The following is a 16,862-nucleotide window of genomic DNA, read 5'->3' as shown; positions in this document are numbered from 1 at the left end:
GAACATGAGGTTCAAGAGGCCATCTATTATGCAGAATTCTTACAATAACTCTCTTAAGACCAAGCATCCATTATTACAGGCATTACCCATTGGATACTGTTTCAATGAGTTGGAAATTGAAAAAGTTGTGGGTAAAGGAGGATTTGGTATCGTATACCGAGCCTGGGATCACAGCAAACAGTGTGCAGTTGCCATAAAAGAATATCTGCCATCCATGATTGTGGTTCGCCGTAATGATTTGAAACTAAAATTACGCCACCCAAATTTACAGGAAAGATTCAGAATCGGGCTTCACAGTTTTATGCGTGAAGCCCATATCATGACTTGCTTTAACCATCCGTGCCTACCCCGCTTCATACGTTTCTGGCAACAGAACAGCACCGCTTATATCGCCACTCCCTTTTACCATGGCATCACCCTGAAAGTATTACAGGTAAAGTATGCAAAGATAGTTACACAAAATTGGCTGTGCCATATTTTGTCTCCTCTGCTTGATGCCATCAACACCCTTCACCAGGCTGGCTATCTACACTGTGATATTTCGCTGGATAATATTTTACTCCAGAATGATCGATTACCTGTTTTGCTGGATTTAGGGTCTGCCCGGAAAATAGCAGAACGTTTATCTGACGAAGAAGAAATAACGGTCAGGCCGGGGTTCACACCCTGTGAACAATACACGGCCAATGAAGAGGGGCAACAAGGCCCCTGGAGTGATATTTATGCGCTGGGGGCAGTATTGCATACTTTGATTGTCGGGAGGCCACCACCGGTAAGCATAGTACGCAATATTGAAGATCGTTATCAGCCCTTAACGGAACGGTGTCTTACCGGTTATTCTTTATCATTTCTACATGCCATAGATTGTATGTTGGCAATAAAAATAGCAGAACGGCCATCCTCTATTTCTAAATTAATCCCGATGATAAAATCCCCTATCATCCAAACCTGTTTCCCTCCTAACTTCTCCTCATCTCTACAAAATATCCTTACCACCTGCCCACCTTCAGAAGGTTCAGAGCAAGAATAAAAGGGGAAATTTATGCCACCAGAAATCTGTCTACTTTATTACCAAAAAATTATTCGTCACCCGATTCAGCATGTTTCTTTCCACTCAACCCATATTCACGCAATTTATTCGCAATTGCAGTATGAGAAACCCCAAGCCGTTTTGCCAGCTTACGAGTACTGGGATAGTGACGATAAAGGCGGGTCAGGACAGAGCGTTCAAAACGTTTGCTGATTTCATCCAAAGAACCAACCAGAATATCCTCGCTGATAAATGAAGTTTCGGCTTCTAAATGCGGTAACTGAATATCCTGTGAACTTAACTGATTATCTTCAAGCTGCGTCAATGCCCGGTAGATGGCATTGCGCAGCTGCCTTACGTTTCCGGGCCAGTAATAACTGCATAGGAATTGTTCCAGATCAGGGGCAAACTTTGGTTTTTCTACACCCTGTTCTTCGGCAAAACGGGTCACGAAATAATCCGTCAGTGGCATAATATCCGCCTGACGTTCCCGTAAAGGCGGTAATGTGATGGTCAATACATTAAGCCGATAGTAGAGATCTTCCCTGAATTCCCCTTTTCGTACCAACTCAACCAGATTCTTCTGCGTGGCACAGATGATCCTGACGTCCACTTTTACTTCATTATCTTCCCCCACCCGACGAAATGTTCCATCGTTAAGGAAACGCAATAATTTAATCTGCATCTGGGGTGACATTTCACCAATTTCATCCAGCAGAACCGTACCGCCATTTGCTTGCTCAAAAAAGCCTTTTTTACTTTCCGTTGCGTTAGGATAAGCGCCTGCCGCATAGCCAAACAATTCACTTTCGACTACGTCATCCGGCATAGAGGCACAATTTAAGCCAAGAAAAGGCTGTTTTCCTCTTGAACTGCGTAAATGACAGGCTTTGGCAAATTCATCTTTCCCTGTCCCTGTATCACCAATCAGCAACAACGGCACATCCAGCATAGCCATTTTACGAGCCTGCTCAACGACATGAACCATCTTCGGGCTAACAGCAACAATATTTTCAAAAGCCTGATCATCATTGACGATACGTTTTTTCTGGGCAGGCTCTGCCTGCGTGAAGACACGCAGCATAATGACTGCCCCGACACATTTAATTTCCTGATTTTCATCAGTCAGCGGCATCGGGATCACATCCATCAAATAGGTTTTCTCTTTGATGGTTAACGTGACTGAATGAGGTTCGGGATGATCACTTTCCAGCCAACGAAGAAAATTATAATTACTGATAAGCTGGCTGATATTTTTCTGGCTGATTTTTTCTTTACTGATGCCAAATAATGACTGTGATGCCAGATTGGCTAAATCAATATTTCCTTTCATATCAACGGACAGAATCGGATCCGGTACAGACTCCAGTAATGTACGCATCGCCCGGTGTTCTTTTTCTGATGGCATAAAAGCCACCGTCCTGACATCCATCACGCCATTAATACGGCGGATTTCCGCCATTAACAAGCGAAAGGTATTGAAATCAATTTGAGTAAAATTAAGGTAAATACGACGAGCAGGAGAAATCTCAATTCCTTTCAGGTCAATATTTCTTAAAACCAATAAATCAAGTAACTCGCGAGTCAGTCCGATTCGATCCTGACAGGTAACTTCCAATCGCATTTATTCCGACCTTATTTACACAATGTTCGTAACTGCCTGAAATATTACTCGTTACTGTGCGATAGATGAAGCCCCCTGTCAGTTAAAGTTGACAGTAAGACAGAGTGTCAAATTTAACTGACAATATCATCCTGAGTTATGAGCCTGACTTTTTGGCTTCATTTCTCGTTTTCGGCTTAGTCGCCAGTGTACTTTTTAGCTGGCTAATTAACTGATACCGGAAATCACCTAATTTAGGTTTATCGCCATCAATCCAGGGTAAAGGGCGGCACAACTCCATCGACTTAATTCCCAGCCGGGCAGTCAGCAACCCAGCGCCAATGCCTTGTGCAGCACGGGCTGAAAGCCGAGCGGCAATATCCTGTGACAGCCAGTCCATACCCACTTCCCTGACCAACTCTGATGCCCCAGCAAAAGCAATATTCAACAATACCAGCCGAAATAAACGAATTCGGCTGAAATAACCCAATTCAATCCCATATATTGCCGCAATTCGATTAATAAGACGAATATTTCTCCATGCAATAAAAGCCATATCGACCACAGCAAGCGGACTGACTGCGATCATCAGTGCAGATTCTGCGGCTGATCGGCGGATCTCTTTTTTAGCCTGTTCATCCAGCACAGGCTGAACCAGTTTGCTGTATAATATGACCATTTCCCGATCATTGTGCGTTTCATGTATAGCACTCTGCCAACGCTGTAACGCCGGATGCTGCTGGCCTATACCTGCCTGATCAGCCAGTTTTTCACAAAACTGCCGTCCTTTACCAATACCATGACTCTGCAATAATGTTTTTGCGATATCACGTTCTTCTGTCCGCTGGCGCAAACGATAAAGACGACGCCATTCGCCGATAACAGCACCTATTCCGGCAAAAACAATCATACTGCCTGCGGCTGCTACACCCAGAGCAATCCAGTCCTGATTCTGCCATGACTGATATATCCATTGAATAAACTGAGCGATAACACTGAAACCCAATAACAGTAAAGCTCCTGAAAATATTTTCCGCCACGGGCCGCGTTTAGGTTTCAGGGCCGCATTCACTGCACCTTCAAGCTCACTTTCCTGCTCTTCCGTATTTAATTCTGGCAGAACCGGATAAAATTTGCTGTCCTGTGCATTAAATTCTTGCTGGGATTTCAGGGAAGGTTCTGAAGGTGCTGATAACATGTCATCAAAATCCACTCTTGGTTTTAAAGGAGCAGAATCTTTATCCTCTGTTTTTAAAGAGTCCGTCATGTCAGTTTGTCTCCCAATAAAAACTCCATCGCGCTGTCCATACGGATATGGGGTAATGGTGCATCAATACTGACCTGCCGTGGCCGGAATGATTCAAAATTAAAACCCTGTTTCTGCCAGAAATCATTACTGGGCAGACGCTGTGGCACCTCCCCCGGAAAGAATGTCAGTAGTTTGTCATCTGACAGGCGATTTCCTTTGATAGCCGGGATCTGTTCCCCCTCGTGCATCACAATGCCACTTTCAGTTGCCTGAACAGACGCCAGACCAACACAATCCATGCTGATCCCTTCAAATGCTGCATTCTGCCACGCTTCCTGCACAAGCTGTTGAAGCAACGAAACAAGATTCGCGTGCTGATCTGCTGTGACATGATCTGCCTTACTCGCCGCAAACATCAATTTATCAATGCAAGGGGAAAATAAACGGCGAAATAGCGTCCGTTTACCATAATGAAAGCTTTGCATCAGTTGAGTCAGTGCCAGGCGCATATCATTAAAAGCGTGCGGGCCGCTGTTTAATGGCTGTAGGCAATCAACCAGAACGATTTGCCGATCAAAACGCAGAAAATGCTCTTTATAAAAGCCCTTTACGATGTGATTACAATAATAACTAAATCGTTCTCGTAACATACCGATATTAGTCTGTTTATCCGCTTTCAGTAATTGAGGTTCTCCGATTCCGTCAATGTCCGGCCACGGAAAAAATTGCAGGGCGGGCGCTCCCGTCAGATCTCCCGGCAGAATAAAACGCCCCGGCTGAATGAAATGCAAACCTTCTGTTTTACATTGGTGTAAATAATCTGTGTAGGCCTGTGCAATTCTGCTCAGCAGATTTTCATCCGCAGGCGCCAATGGATCACACTGTTTACATAATTCCAGCCACGGCTTCGCCCACTCAGCCCTGTTTCCTTTCAGTAAGCCATTCATTTGCCGTGACCATGCCAGATAACTCTGTTCCAGCATAGGTAAATCTAGCAGCCACTCTCCGGGATAATCGACAATTTCCAGATAAAGTGTTGAGGTGTCTTTGAGATAGCTGAGTAAAGAATCTTCTGAGCGATAACGCAGTGCAAGGCGGATTTCGCTCACGCCTCTGGTCGGTATCGGCCAATACGGAGGGGTATTGTACAAAGCAGCAATGTTTTCATCATAGGCAAAACGGGGAACACCCAAATCCCGCTGTGGTACACGTTTCACACCTAATAAACGACCGTCACGGACGGTAGAAAACAGTGGTAATCTGGCACCAGTATGAACATTCAGCAACTGATTGACCAAAGAAGTAATAAATGCTGTTTTCCCGCTACGGCTTAACCCTGTTACTGCCAGCCGTAAATGACGATCTATTCCACGATTAACAAGTGACGTCAGCTCATTTTGCAACCGTTTCATATTTCTCCTGAATCGGACACTATAATGTTGTAATTTCAAACCGGTTTCCCCTCACCCAACCGGGCAAGGGGCCAGCAGTTTCTGTGGTATTCCGCCGTTCTTATTTAAATCTGTTCTGGCTTAGAGCTGGCGAAAACGACTACGTACATTATAGGTGTCAGAAGTAATATAGCGTTCCATTTGACGCAGGCGTTCTTCCCCTGCCCTCAATTGGTAATCAACTTCATCCAGTATTTTCCGGGTTGATGGTGCTCTTGTTTCTTCTGGCTGATATCCTACAGGTGCGGGATCCATCACAAAAGACAAAATAATGTAGGCAACTACCGTTATGGCAGATAACCCAAAGAATATCGACAATATGGTAATGGTACGGATAAGGGCAACAGGGACATCAAAATAGTTCGCTAACCCGGCACAAACACCTTTGATCACGCCCTGTTCCGGTAAACGATAAAGTTTCCCCCGGTAAGAACTGCTCATTATGACTGCCTCCAGTTTGGATGCTCGGCATCAAGAATATCTTCCAGCGTTTTGATACGTTCCTGCATACGCCGGGCGTTTTCTGACAACTGCTCCAAACGTTGAATTTCATTGCTCTCCAGTTTCCCTCTGTTCTGGTTGTTATAATGCAGCCATAACCAGACAGGTAACACGAAGAGTACAAACAGGATCAGCGGGATCCCCAGAAATATATAAGCCATTACCTTTCCTTAGTTGTGAACGGGTATACGAATAACCTTCTCTACACTTCGTCTTTCAAGCTGCCTCTTTGTTGGCTGCGCTCGCTCACCCCAGTCACATAGTTATCTATGCTTCTGGGGACTCTCTCCCTTGCCGCTGCGATGCAACTTGAAATCCATTGTGTATATCATTGTGGATCTTTAGCACTCATTTTAGCTTTGAGAGCAGCAAGTTGTGCACTAATTTCATCATCCGCTTTCAGTTCTGCAAACTGCTGTTCCAGAGATTTCTTTTTCCCCAGACCCACTGATTCCGCTTCTGCTTCCATATGGTCAATCCGGCGCTCAAACTGTTCAAAACGAGCCATCGCCTCATCGATTTTACCGCTGTCCAAATGACGACGAACTTCACGGGAAGAAGCCGCAGCCTGATGACGCAGTGTCAGAGACTGCTGTCGTGCACGCGCTTCTATCAGTTTATTTTCCAGCTCAGTCACCTCCCCTTTAATGCGATCAAGGGTTTCATCCAGAATCGATAGCTCATTTTTCAGTGTTTCAACTAACTGGCTGACTTTCTGTTTTTCAATCAGAGCTGCCCGAGCAAGATCTTCTTTGTCTTTGCTCAATGCCAGTTCAGCTTTTTCCTGCCAGCCTTCAATCTGGCTTTCTCCGGTGTTGATACGGCGCAGAAGCTGTTTTTTCTCAGCCAGTGTACGCGCAGATGTTGAGCGTATTTCCACCAGCGTATCTTCCATCTCCTGAATCATCAAGCGGATCATTTTCTGCGGATCTTCTGCTTTATCCAGCAGAGAAGAAATATTAGCGTTAACGATATCAGCAAAACGAGAAAAAATACCCATAGTCATAAACCTCTTTCATTAGAATGTATGTATGTTATGCCTGTGTACTGTTAAATAATGTATAAGATACAAGGTAAGGCATTCAATTAAATACAAGATACATGCCAACTTTTTATTTCTTATTATCACATTGAAATATATAAATTAATTTTTATTTGCTTTTTTATTACAATATCTTAATGTAGTTAAATCAACCAATAATTGGCGAAAAATACGATTTGTTAGTGGAGAAATCATGAGTCAGTACACTGATAACCTATTAGGGGAAGCAAACAATTTTATTGAGGTTCTGGAACAGGTTTCTGCGCTGGCTAAATTAAATAAACCTGTTTTAGTGTTAGGGGAACGGGGGACAGGTAAAGAGTTAATTGCCCACCGTTTGCACTATCTTTCTCCCAGATGGCAAGGCCCTTTCATTTCCCTGAACTGCGCTGCTCTCAACGAAAATTTGCTTGATTCAGAGCTATTTGGCCATGAAGCAGGCGCATTTACCGGAGCACGCTCAAAACATCAGGGGCGTTTTGAGCGAGCGGATGGCGGAACCCTGTTTCTTGATGAGCTGGCAACTGCACCAATGCAGGTACAGGAAAAACTCTTAAGAGTAATTGAATATGGATACCTTGAACGTGTAGGAGGTAACCAGTCTTTACAGATCGATGTTCGGCTGATTTGTGCCACCAATGAAGATTTACCGGCTATGGCCGCCAATGGGAAATTCCGGGCAGACCTGCTGGACAGGCTGGCATTTGATGTTGTTCAGATACCCCCTCTACGCCAGAGACAGCAGGATATTATGGTACTGGCTCAACACTTTGCTGTTCAGATGTGTCAGGAGCTGAACCTTCCTTTCTTCCCCGGATTGACTGAAAAAGCAAAACGGCAGTTACTTGCTTACTCTTGGCCCGGCAATGTCCGTGAACTGAAAAATGTGATAGAGCGCTCCATCTACCGTCATGGGGATAATCAAAATGCCTTAGACACCATCATTATTAATCCCTTTGCCGTATCTTCAGAAACTCATGCACAAAAGTCAGCCAACGATTCATCCATCAAACATAAGACTGATCATCGCTCTCTGCCTGATTTACCACTCGATTTAAGGCAATGGCAGAATGACTGTGAAAAGCAATTAATTATACAGGCAATAGCAGAAAGCCAATTCAATCAGAAAAAAGCAGCAGCAAAACTCAGCCTGACATACCATCAATTACGCGGATTAATAAAAAAACACAGCATCAGTGTGACGGATTAAAAAATTCAATAAATGATATACCCAGTGGATTTCGGGCTGGAGCACTGCGGCAAGGGAATAACAGATAAAAAAATAGCCAGCACCCGAGCTGGCTAATAAAAAATACTGGAAGCAATGTGAGCAATGTCATGCGTATTGAGATCTCAGACTGGGGTCATAAAATACATATCTCAACAGCACGATGAGAATGATAATGCTTATCACTTATGTTTGTAAAGCGTTTTATTGAGAATTTTTCTCACTCGCGTGATCTGGTTGTTGTTTTTGAGCAAAAAGGGCTAATTAAGTTACAATAGCCAGACTTTTCCCATAATTGATGTTTTATATGCGCTATTTGATTTACTGGATCATATTATTGCTTTCAACTCCCGCTCTGGCTATTGAGAAAGCAATTCCAGAAACGACTAAAGCCACAGCCAAAGTTGCTTACAGACAGTCGTCGGAAAGCCTATCCTATGCTCCGGCAACTATACGGCAGCATGGCTTTATTTATTGCGTCAACGGCAATCTGAGTACGTTTAACCCACAGATGGCTATCAGCGGCCTGACCGTGGATACTCTGGCTGCCCAGATTTACGACCGTCTGTTGGGAGTAGATCCCCTGACCTATCGGCTAATTCCTGAATTAGCTTCCCGTTGGGAAATTCGGGATAACGGAGCAACATATCGCTTTTATTTGCGCCATAATGTCGCGTTCCAGTCAACGGCGTGGTTTACTCCGACCCGCACCATGAACGCCGATGATGTTGTTTTCAGCTTCCGCCGGTTATTCGATAACAAACATGACTATCACTATGTTAATGGTGGGCATTATCCCTATTTTGATAGTTTACAATTTGGTGATTCCATTCAGGATATCCGAAAAATTGATAAATACACTGTTGAGTTCCGCCTGAACGCCCCTGATGCCTCCTTTCTCTGGCATCTGGCGACGCATTATTCGCCTATACTGTCTGAAGAATACGGACAAAAACTGCATAGCATAAACAAAGAGGAACAAATTGACTGGAATCCGGTAGGAACCGGGCCATTCATGCTGGAAGATTATCAAATGGGGCAATTTGTCCGTCTTATCCGACATGATAACTACTGGAAAGGCAAGCCGCTGATGGAACAAGTTGTTGTAGATATCGGAGCAGGTGGTACTGGCAGGATCTCCAAACTGCTCACGGGTGAGTGTGATGTATTAGCCTATCCTACAGCCAACCAATGGGACATACTCCACAATGATCCCAATCTGCGCTTGACCCTGCGTTCAGGAATGAATATTGCCTATCTTGCTTTCAACACCAGTAAGCCACCTCTGGATAAACTGGAAGTTCGTCAGGCCATTGCCTATGCCATTAATAATCAAAGACTAATGCGAGCCATCTATTATGGTACGGCTGAAACTGCCGCCTCCATTTTACCAAGGGCATCATGGGCTTATGATAACCGGGCAGAAATTACCGAATACAATCCTGAAAAATCCCGCCAGATACTGAACAAACTGGGGTTAGATGGTCTGGAACTGGCATTGTGGGTTCCCACCACGTCGAAACCCTATAACCCAAGCCCTTTGAAAATGGCAGAGCTGATTCAGGCAGATTTAGCGCATGTTGGGATTAAAATGACTATCCGCCCCCTTGAAGGCCGTTTTCAGGAAAGCCAGCTCATGGATAAATCTCATGACATGACATTAGCAGGCTGGTCTACTGACAGTAACGATCCCGATAGTTTTTTCCGCCCGTTGTTTAGCTGCGCAGCTATCGCATCTCAGACAAACCTGAGCCGCTGGTGTGACGCGACTTTTGATAATGCAATCCATCAAGCGCTGTTAGATCAACAGTTAGCGGCACGTATAAAAAGTTATCATATTGCTCAGCAGATCCTTGCTCAGCAGTTACCTGTACTGCCACTGGCTTACCCAATGCGATCACAGATATTTCGTTATAACATTAAAGGATTAGTTCTGAGTCCGTTTGGAAATAGCTCATTCGCCGGTGTTCATCGGGAACAGGAACACTCTATTTCTTCTGAAAAAACATCCACCGGAAATACACCCGCTGAAAATAAAAAAGGAAGCAAATGATTATTTATATATTGCGCCGTTTGCTACTGCTGATTGTGACACTGTTTTTTCTCTCACTGATCAGCTTCAGCCTGATGTATTTTACGCCTCACGGCCCTTTAAGCGGCGCATCTCTGCTTGATGCTTACCTTTTCTATTTTCATGGATTACTGCAATGGGACTTTGGCATTTCCAGCATCAATGGTGAGAGAATTGTTGACCAACTCTATGAGGTATTTCCGGCAACGCTTGAGCTCTGTCTGCTCTCATTCACTCTGGCATTATTAATTGGTATTCCATTAGGGATTGTTGCCGGCGTATGGCGTAATAAAAAAGCAGATAAAATTATCAGCACACTTGCTCTGTTTGGTTTTTCCATTCCGGTATTCTGGTTAGCTCTGTTACTTACTCTCTTGTTCTCACTGCATCTGGGCTGGTTGCCGGTATCAGGACGGATTGATTTACTGTACCGAATGGAGCCTGTGACAGGCTCTGCCCTGATTGATGCATGGTTGTCAAAAAGCCCTTATCGCAACGAGATGATCATGAATGTAATACTGCACATGATATTGCCTGTCATCACGTTGTCTGTCGCACCAATGACTGATGTTATTCGTTTAATGCGTAACAGCGCAGAAGAGATTTCAGCATCAAACTACATAAGATCAGCAGCAACTCGCGGGCTATCAAAATTAACTATTATACGTCGCCACTTATTGCATAACGCCCTGCCCCCTATTATCCCCAAGCTGGGGCTACAGTTCTCAACCATGCTGACCTTAGCTATGGTGACAGAACAGGTGTTTAACTGGCCGGGGCTGGGACAATGGCTTATCAGTGCCATCCGCCAGCAGGATTACTCCGCAATTTCAGCTGGTGTCATGGTAGTAGGCACTTTAGTTATTTCGGTCAACGTGCTGACTAATATTATTGGCGCGATGGCTAATCCTTTAAAACATAAGGAATGGTATGCCATTAGATAATTTTTACCGTGAAAAGAAAGCGCCATCGCCTCTGAGAGTCATTTGGCGTCTTTTCTATGCCGACGCACTGGCAATGACGGGTTTTTACGGCGTACTGATTTTAATTATATTAAGTCTTTTTGGTAGCCATCTTGCACCCTATCAGCTTGATCAACAATTTATTGACCAGCTGTTGCCCCCTTCATGGTCACACTACGGTAATGTCGCCTTCTTTCTCGGGACAGATGATCTGGGGCGGGATATATTCAGTCGGTTACTGATTGGTACTTCCTCCACATTTGGTGCTGCGCTGGTTGTGACTAGCGCGGCAGCAATTGTCGGATTAGTTATCGGCAGCCTTGCCGGTATTACACACGGGCTGAAATCTGCGATCCTGAATCACATTCTTGACACCCTGCTTTCCATACCTTCACTGTTATTAGCCATCATTGTCGTTGCTTTTATGGGAGCCAGCCTGCAACACGCAATGATCGCCATTGGGCTGGCATTACTGCCAAGAATTGTACGGGCAGCCTATACCGCTGTGCATGATGAACTGGATAAAGAATATATTATCTCTGCCCGTCTGGATGGCGCTTCAAATTATCATATTTTACGTTATGCTGTTTTTCCGAACATTACCGCTGTGATAGTGAACGAGTTAACCCGTACTTTCTCGATTGCCATCCTTGATATCGCGGCTCTGGGGTTTCTCAACCTTGGCGCACAATTGCCCTCACCTGAATGGGGCGCTATGCTCGGCGGATCACTGGAGCTTATCTACACGGCTCCGTGGACTGTGATGCTGCCGGGAGCAGCCATTATGCTGAGTGTTCTGCTGGTGAATTTACTGGGCGATGGCCTGCACCGTGCTATTAATGCAGGAGTCGAATAATGCCACTACTCGATATTCGTAACCTCACCATTGAATTCATGACGTCAGAAGGCCCCGTTAAAGCCGTTGATCGATTAAGTATTTCATTAACAGAAGGTGAAATCCTCGGGCTGGCTGGTGAATCCGGTTCTGGTAAAAGCCTTATCGCCAAGGCAATTTGTGGGGTTGCAAAAGATAATATTACCGTTACCGCAGACCGCTTCCGGTTCAATGATATTGATTTATTACGCCTGACGCCGAGGCAGCGCCGTAAAGTCATTGGTCACAATATTTCGATGATATTTCAGGAACCTCAGTTATGTCTCGACCCGTCAGAAAGTATTGGTAAGCAACTCATTCAGTCTATTCCCGGCTGGACGTTTAAAGGCCACTGGTGGCAACGTTTCAACTGGAGAAAACGTCGGGCTATTGAACTGCTCCACCGGGTGGGTATTAAGGATCATCACGACATCATGAACTCTTATCCTTATGAATTAACTGATGGAGAGTGTCAAAAAGTGATGATTGCCATTGCGCTTGCTAATCAGCCAAGACTGCTGATCGCTGATGAGCCGACCAATGCAATGGAGCCAACAACACAAGCCCAGATATTCCGCCTGCTATCGAGCCTGAACCAGAACAACAATATGACAATTTTGCTGATTAGCCATGACCTGCAAATGATGAGTAAATTAGTGAAACGCATCAACGTGTTATATTGCGGACAAACCGTGGAAAGCTCTACACCGGATGATCTGCTGGTTACCCCTCACCATCCTTATACACAGGCACTGATCCGGTCTATTCCTGATTTCGGCAGCCCTCTGCCCCATAAAAGCCGCCTTAATACACTGCCGGGCGTCATTCCGTCACTGGAACATTTGCCTATCGGGTGCCGTCTCGGGCCTCGTTGCCCTTATGCCCAGAAAACCTGTATCGAAGCACCTCGGTTACGGGGCAGCAAAAGTCATACCTTCGCCTGTCACTTCCCCCTGAACATGGAGGAACAATAAATGGTCGAGACATTACTGGAAGTTAAAAACCTGACGAAAACTTTCCGTTACCGTACAGGCTTGTTCCGGCGTCACCATCTTGATGCCGTGAAGCCAGTCAGTTTTACCTTGCAACCACGAAAAACACTGGCAATTATTGGTGCAAACGGTTCTGGCAAATCCACACTGGCCAGAATGCTGTCAGGTGTAATAGAACCGACATCAGGTGAAATATTAATTAATCATCACAAGCTGATTTATGGCGATTATAGTTATCGCAGCCAGCTCATTCGCATGATTTTTCAGGATCCGAGCACATCATTAAATCCCCGCCAGCGTATTGGTCAGATTCTGGATATGCCCTTAATTCTGAATACAGAGCTGCCACCTTCTGAACGGGAAAAACGCATCAATCAGACACTACGTCAGGTTGGTCTGCTGCCAGATCATGCCAACTATTACCCACACATGCTGGCATCTGGTCAGAAACAGAGAGTAGCACTGGCGCGGGCACTGATATTACAGCCTCAGGTTATTGTTGCTGATGAAGCACTCGCTTCTCTTGATATGTCGATGCGTTCCCAGATTATTAATCTGATGCTGGAATTACAGGAGAAACATGGTATTGCTTATATTTATGTCACTCAACATCTTGGTATGGTGAAACACATCAGTGATCAGGTGTTGGTGATGCATCAGGGGGAAGTCGTAGAACGCGGTAATACTGCTGAAGTGCTAGCTTCTCCGTTACACGATATCACCCGCAAACTGATATCCAGCCATTTTGGTGAACCTCTATCTACAGAAGCCTGGAGACAGGATATCACTTGATTTTTACTGAGCAGATTTTATTCACTCATCGGAACAGCCGCTAAACGGGAAAGCTTGGGCTTTCCCATATCCTTTGGTATTACATTGAATTAATTCATTTTTGCATCTGTATATTTTAGTGCATTTAAGGACGTGTTAGGCTATTTTTGAATTATCAGCACTTCAAATTGATATGGGGATCAAGATAAAAGAATATGAATAGTGGCTTACTATAGTATAGAAAAACGCCCTCGCGCAGATGGCACAATTCGTTACCGATGTCCCCTCAATCACTGCACGAAAAATTTAATAAACTCATGCAACAGAAAACAGAGTGACTCATAAAGAGCAGATTTCTGGGTTCTGTCACATTAACAGTGCGCTAGCGAGAGAATGTGATTTTTTATGCCGTCAATTGATATAAAAGGAAACACTCTGGTCCTTGCGGATATTGTCCTTTGCACTGTAATAGTCAAAAGCTTTCGGACACACTACGGATAATATCGGTAGAATAGTGTAGAAATTTGAAGGCGTTTCAGATTAAAGATACTAGCAATTCACTCTGTAATAACCGATCTAGTATTAATTCGCAAAGCCACATATATTACTATGCGGCTAGACTATATGTAGCAAACGTAAAAATCGTTTGAAAAATAAATCATTTATATATCCACATTAACAAAATTCAGTGATTATCACTGGTATCTGTATCTTCTCCTATCATAAGCTCAGGAACATTAATTTCTGTAATACGCCAATAATTTTCACTCTGATCCTGTCTCAATATATACTGGCGTTCATCAATAAAAAACGGGATCTGATATTGATAAAATCTATCCCAAGGGCCTATATTCTCATTATATGTTTGAGGGTCTTCATCTTTTCTATAAATATGATCAGTAAACCAATAATTATCATATGCTCTTTGCCCCGCATAATAATGATGTATTCCAGAAAAATACGTAAACTGTGGATAATAATAATATGCCCACGTATGTTCATGAGTCTTATCACCTATACTTCCATCTTGATTGAATTTATAAGTACGAATGTCTCTACTATCTTCCGTGTGAATATATATATATTGATTACCTTCCATTGAATAGAAGAATGTGGCTCCGTAGAAACTATTCCAGTTTCTTTTTTCTATTGGTTCCCTAAACATTACTCCATTGTTCGATATTAAATAGATCGCATAAGGATATTCACCTTCAGCATTTTCATCCTTACTATGAAGATAAATAAATTGATTGCCATTTATTGAGTATGCAAACCCTACATCATAAGAGTTGTCCCAATATCCTTTATCCACTATCGTTTTATTTCCTTCCTCATCTAATTTAGCAATGATCCAATATGATTTAGCTGTATCTTGTGACACATTAATAAAATTCTTAGCTAAACCAAAAATATATTGATCTTCTCCAAGCACGAATGGAAATATTAAATCATAATAGTTTACCCATTTCTGCCCGGTAGACGTTTGATCTCCCTGTAACCCGCCAGCAAGCAATTTATTTACAGTAACCAAATGATCAGGTTGACGCTGACGGAAAAGATACAGCTGATCATTAATAGAATAAGTAAATATTGTTTTAAAATATTTTCCTGGAGAATTGATGATTTTGACATGTGCTGGATCAGATTTAGCATGATTATTATAATGATCAGTGACTGTATATGTAACGTCATAGCTGCCATCAGGTATCTCAGTGAAAGGTATTGTCACATGAATACTATCAGGCAGGGGATATTCAACATGAAAAGTCCTAAACACAATTCCCCCCACAGATATAACCACAATATCTTTGGGGTGTTCATGTGGAAAGTTATTAATAACAATCAGCATAAAGCTTTCTACTTGGCCTACTTGGCTTACGTCAATAACACCATTTACTGCCTGAGGAAGTTCAGGTTTTGCATAATTAGAATTCATTTTAATGATGTTCATTATTTTTCTCCGTTGGTATCCGCGTTAGAAGGGTTAGGATAAAAAACAGAAAAATTTTCTTTATATTTTTTGGAATAAAGAATAAATTTCATCTCGATTAAATTTTTTAATCCCTCTATTAATCCATCAGCTATTTTATTTTTCATTACATCTTTATTTTATAATTCCACCCCACAACGTGAGATGAAATATCTGTATCCAGATTATTTATTTGACAAATAGTAATGAAATTATCAGCACTTAATTAGCTCCTAAAGTGATAGTATCAATACGCCTTTTCCATACTTTTGACTTTTCTTTCTTATTAGTGAGATAGTAAATGATATAAATATACCCTGCATCACCATAACTGTTCTCATCATAATTTGATAAATACGATTTAGGAATAGGTACCATAAATTTATCAACTTCCTTTATCTGTTGTTTTGTTATAAGGTTTTTATTAAATGGAGGACGAAGTTCACCTGTGTCAGGATCATAGCCATTTATTTTAACATTTACAGTAATCAAATCATTTAATTGTGGCTGATTTTTACCACCAACAGGTATTTCACAATTTAAACCATTATCAGCAATACTGTCTGCATTAACATAATCATCTTCATCGATCAGTTCTCCATTTCCGTTAAAAACTGAGACTTTATCTAAGGTGCCATTTAACGGTGGCATGTTCGGGTTATGTCCAGCCAAAGAATAATAAAGTGATCCGGATTTATAAGTCAGTCCTGACCTGTTAACATAGTAATACATCTCATTATTTCCAATTTGAGTGATAGATGTATAAGGTGCCTCAAGATCTGAACTATATTCCCCCGATGTACATACCGCATCTCCGTCCGTATTATTATTCATGACAAATATAATGTCTTCAGGATTAGCATGAGCATATTCGGGTATTGTAATATGAAAAACACTTTCATCCTCACCATCATTTCCTCGCGGAGGAGAAAGCACACCTCCGACTAAGTCAGGAATTCTGGGATAGCCTATTCCATCAGTAGGAGGGAGATGTTCCGTGACAAATAACATATTGTCCCCAGTAAATACAGTCTCACCCATCGTTGTCTTTAAACTTATTATCTTTGTATAACCGTTATTCACCTTTTTAGCATAAAATTTAACATCAATATTTCCTGA

Annotated in this window: 16 protein-coding genes; 7 read left to right on the top strand and 9 right to left on the bottom strand. The window is 42.9% G+C overall.

Going from position 1 to position 16,862, the window contains the following annotated elements; all coding sequences use genetic code 11:
- Positions 1-28 precede the first annotated feature (28 nt).
- A complete protein-coding gene (locus AACX68_RS06120) occupies positions 29-1,030 on the top strand; it encodes a serine/threonine protein kinase (protein WP_228858581.1) in 1,002 nt (333 codons plus the stop codon).
- Positions 1,031-1,079: 49 nt separating this feature from the next.
- Here the strand turns inward: AACX68_RS06120 and tyrR are convergent, their stop codons facing one another.
- The 6 genes from tyrR to pspA form a co-directional block, all read right to left on the bottom strand.
- Positions 1,080-2,654 carry a transcriptional regulator TyrR gene (gene tyrR / locus AACX68_RS06115; RefSeq protein ID WP_228858580.1) on the bottom strand — a complete coding sequence of 525 codons (1,575 nt, stop codon included), beginning with the start codon at positions 2,652-2,654 and terminating at the stop codon, positions 1,080-1,082.
- A 136-nt stretch (positions 2,655-2,790) separates the two neighbouring features.
- Positions 2,791-3,900: a YcjF family protein gene (locus AACX68_RS06110; RefSeq protein WP_228858579.1), complete on the bottom strand. Its 1,110-nt coding sequence runs from the start codon at positions 3,898-3,900 to the stop codon at positions 2,791-2,793.
- Complete coding sequence (locus AACX68_RS06105; protein WP_228858578.1) at positions 3,897-5,294, bottom strand: YcjX family protein; 1,398 nt, start codon at positions 5,292-5,294, stop codon at positions 3,897-3,899. Before AACX68_RS06105 ends, AACX68_RS06110 begins: the two co-directional genes overlap by 4 nt.
- Before the next feature lie 120 nt (positions 5,295-5,414).
- Complete coding sequence (gene pspC, locus AACX68_RS06100; RefSeq protein WP_228858577.1) at positions 5,415-5,774, bottom strand: envelope stress response membrane protein PspC; 360 nt, start codon at positions 5,772-5,774, stop codon at positions 5,415-5,417.
- Positions 5,774-5,995 carry an envelope stress response membrane protein PspB gene (gene pspB, locus AACX68_RS06095; protein ID WP_099108134.1) on the bottom strand — a complete coding sequence of 74 codons (222 nt, stop codon included), beginning with the start codon at positions 5,993-5,995 and terminating at the stop codon, positions 5,774-5,776. The genes pspC and pspB overlap by 1 nt, the downstream gene beginning before the upstream one ends.
- Before the next feature lie 167 nt (positions 5,996-6,162).
- Complete coding sequence (gene pspA, locus AACX68_RS06090; RefSeq protein ID WP_228858576.1) at positions 6,163-6,834, bottom strand: phage shock protein PspA; 672 nt, start codon at positions 6,832-6,834, stop codon at positions 6,163-6,165.
- 235 nt (positions 6,835-7,069) lie between these two features.
- Here pspA and pspF point away from each other — a divergent pair, with 235 nt between their 5' ends.
- The 6 genes from pspF (at position 7,070) to sapF (ending at position 13,795) form a co-directional block, all read left to right on the top strand.
- Positions 7,070-8,086, top strand: a complete 1,017-nt coding sequence (pspF, locus tag AACX68_RS06085; RefSeq protein WP_228858575.1) for a phage shock protein operon transcriptional activator — start codon at positions 7,070-7,072, stop codon at positions 8,084-8,086.
- Positions 8,087-8,411: 325 nt separating this feature from the next.
- Positions 8,412-10,157 carry an ABC transporter substrate-binding protein SapA gene (gene sapA, locus AACX68_RS06080; RefSeq protein ID WP_228858574.1) on the top strand — a complete coding sequence of 582 codons (1,746 nt, stop codon included), beginning with the start codon at positions 8,412-8,414 and terminating at the stop codon, positions 10,155-10,157.
- The gene (sapB, locus tag AACX68_RS06075) at positions 10,154-11,119 is read left to right on the top strand and encodes a putrescine export ABC transporter permease SapB (protein WP_099108138.1); all 966 of its coding nucleotides are present in this window, start codon (positions 10,154-10,156) and stop codon (positions 11,117-11,119) included. The genes sapA and sapB overlap by 4 nt, the downstream gene beginning before the upstream one ends.
- Positions 11,106-11,993 carry a putrescine export ABC transporter permease SapC gene (sapC, locus tag AACX68_RS06070; protein ID WP_228858573.1) on the top strand — a complete coding sequence of 296 codons (888 nt, stop codon included), beginning with the start codon at positions 11,106-11,108 and terminating at the stop codon, positions 11,991-11,993. Before sapB ends, sapC begins: the two co-directional genes overlap by 14 nt.
- A complete protein-coding gene (gene sapD, locus AACX68_RS06065; RefSeq protein WP_228858572.1) occupies positions 11,993-12,985 on the top strand; it encodes a putrescine export ABC transporter ATP-binding protein SapD in 993 nt (330 codons plus the stop codon). Before sapC ends, sapD begins: the two co-directional genes overlap by 1 nt.
- On the top strand, positions 12,986-13,795 hold the full coding sequence (gene sapF, locus AACX68_RS06060; RefSeq protein ID WP_228858571.1) for a putrescine export ABC transporter ATP-binding protein SapF: 810 nt from the start codon (positions 12,986-12,988) through the stop codon (positions 13,793-13,795).
- Between the two features lie 664 nt (positions 13,796-14,459).
- Here sapF and AACX68_RS06055 read toward each other — a convergent pair.
- From AACX68_RS06055 to AACX68_RS06045, 3 genes are all read right to left on the bottom strand, one after another.
- Positions 14,460-15,725, bottom strand: coding sequence for a hypothetical protein (locus AACX68_RS06055; protein WP_228858570.1), 1,266 nt, complete (start codon positions 15,723-15,725; stop codon positions 14,460-14,462).
- Positions 15,725-15,871 carry a hypothetical protein gene (locus AACX68_RS06050; RefSeq protein ID WP_228858569.1) on the bottom strand — a complete coding sequence of 49 codons (147 nt, stop codon included), beginning with the start codon at positions 15,869-15,871 and terminating at the stop codon, positions 15,725-15,727. Before AACX68_RS06050 ends, AACX68_RS06055 begins: the two co-directional genes overlap by 1 nt.
- A gap of 94 nt (positions 15,872-15,965) precedes the next feature.
- Positions 15,966-16,862: hypothetical protein (locus tag AACX68_RS06045; protein ID WP_228858568.1), on the bottom strand; the 897-nt coding region annotated here is incomplete at its 5' end.

It is taken from the genome of Xenorhabdus sp. PB61.4, assembly GCF_963894935.1.
Lineage (GTDB): Bacteria > Pseudomonadota > Gammaproteobacteria > Enterobacterales > Enterobacteriaceae > Xenorhabdus > Xenorhabdus stockiae.
Note: the sequence above shows the minus strand (reverse complement) of the source record. Positions and strands in the feature narration are given on the sequence as shown.

What these genes read in the sequence shown, in the direction of transcription:
- AACX68_RS06120 (WP_228858581.1), top strand. Translation starts at nt 29, where the DNA reads ATGCAGAATTCTTACAATAACTCTCTTAAGACCAAGCATCCATTATTA.
- tyrR (WP_228858580.1), bottom strand. Translation starts at nt 2,654, where the DNA reads ATGCGATTGGAAGTTACCTGTCAGGATCGAATCGGACTGACTCGCGAG.
- AACX68_RS06110 (WP_228858579.1), bottom strand. Translation starts at nt 3,900, where the DNA reads ATGACGGACTCTTTAAAAACAGAGGATAAAGATTCTGCTCCTTTAAAA.
- AACX68_RS06105 (WP_228858578.1), bottom strand. Translation starts at nt 5,294, where the DNA reads ATGAAACGGTTGCAAAATGAGCTGACGTCACTTGTTAATCGTGGAATA.
- pspC (WP_228858577.1), bottom strand. Translation starts at nt 5,774, where the DNA reads ATGAGCAGTTCTTACCGGGGGAAACTTTATCGTTTACCGGAACAGGGC.
- pspB (WP_099108134.1), bottom strand. Translation starts at nt 5,995, where the DNA reads ATGGCTTATATATTTCTGGGGATCCCGCTGATCCTGTTTGTACTCTTC.
- pspA (WP_228858576.1), bottom strand. Translation starts at nt 6,834, where the DNA reads ATGGGTATTTTTTCTCGTTTTGCTGATATCGTTAACGCTAATATTTCT.
- pspF (WP_228858575.1), top strand. Translation starts at nt 7,070, where the DNA reads ATGAGTCAGTACACTGATAACCTATTAGGGGAAGCAAACAATTTTATT.
- sapA (WP_228858574.1), top strand. Translation starts at nt 8,412, where the DNA reads ATGCGCTATTTGATTTACTGGATCATATTATTGCTTTCAACTCCCGCT.
- sapB (WP_099108138.1), top strand. Translation starts at nt 10,154, where the DNA reads ATGATTATTTATATATTGCGCCGTTTGCTACTGCTGATTGTGACACTG.
- sapC (WP_228858573.1), top strand. Translation starts at nt 11,106, where the DNA reads ATGCCATTAGATAATTTTTACCGTGAAAAGAAAGCGCCATCGCCTCTG.
- sapD (WP_228858572.1), top strand. Translation starts at nt 11,993, where the DNA reads ATGCCACTACTCGATATTCGTAACCTCACCATTGAATTCATGACGTCA.
- sapF (WP_228858571.1), top strand. Translation starts at nt 12,986, where the DNA reads ATGGTCGAGACATTACTGGAAGTTAAAAACCTGACGAAAACTTTCCGT.
- AACX68_RS06055 (WP_228858570.1), bottom strand. Translation starts at nt 15,725, where the DNA reads ATGAACATCATTAAAATGAATTCTAATTATGCAAAACCTGAACTTCCT.
- AACX68_RS06050 (WP_228858569.1), bottom strand. Translation starts at nt 15,871, where the DNA reads ATGAAAAATAAAATAGCTGATGGATTAATAGAGGGATTAAAAAATTTA.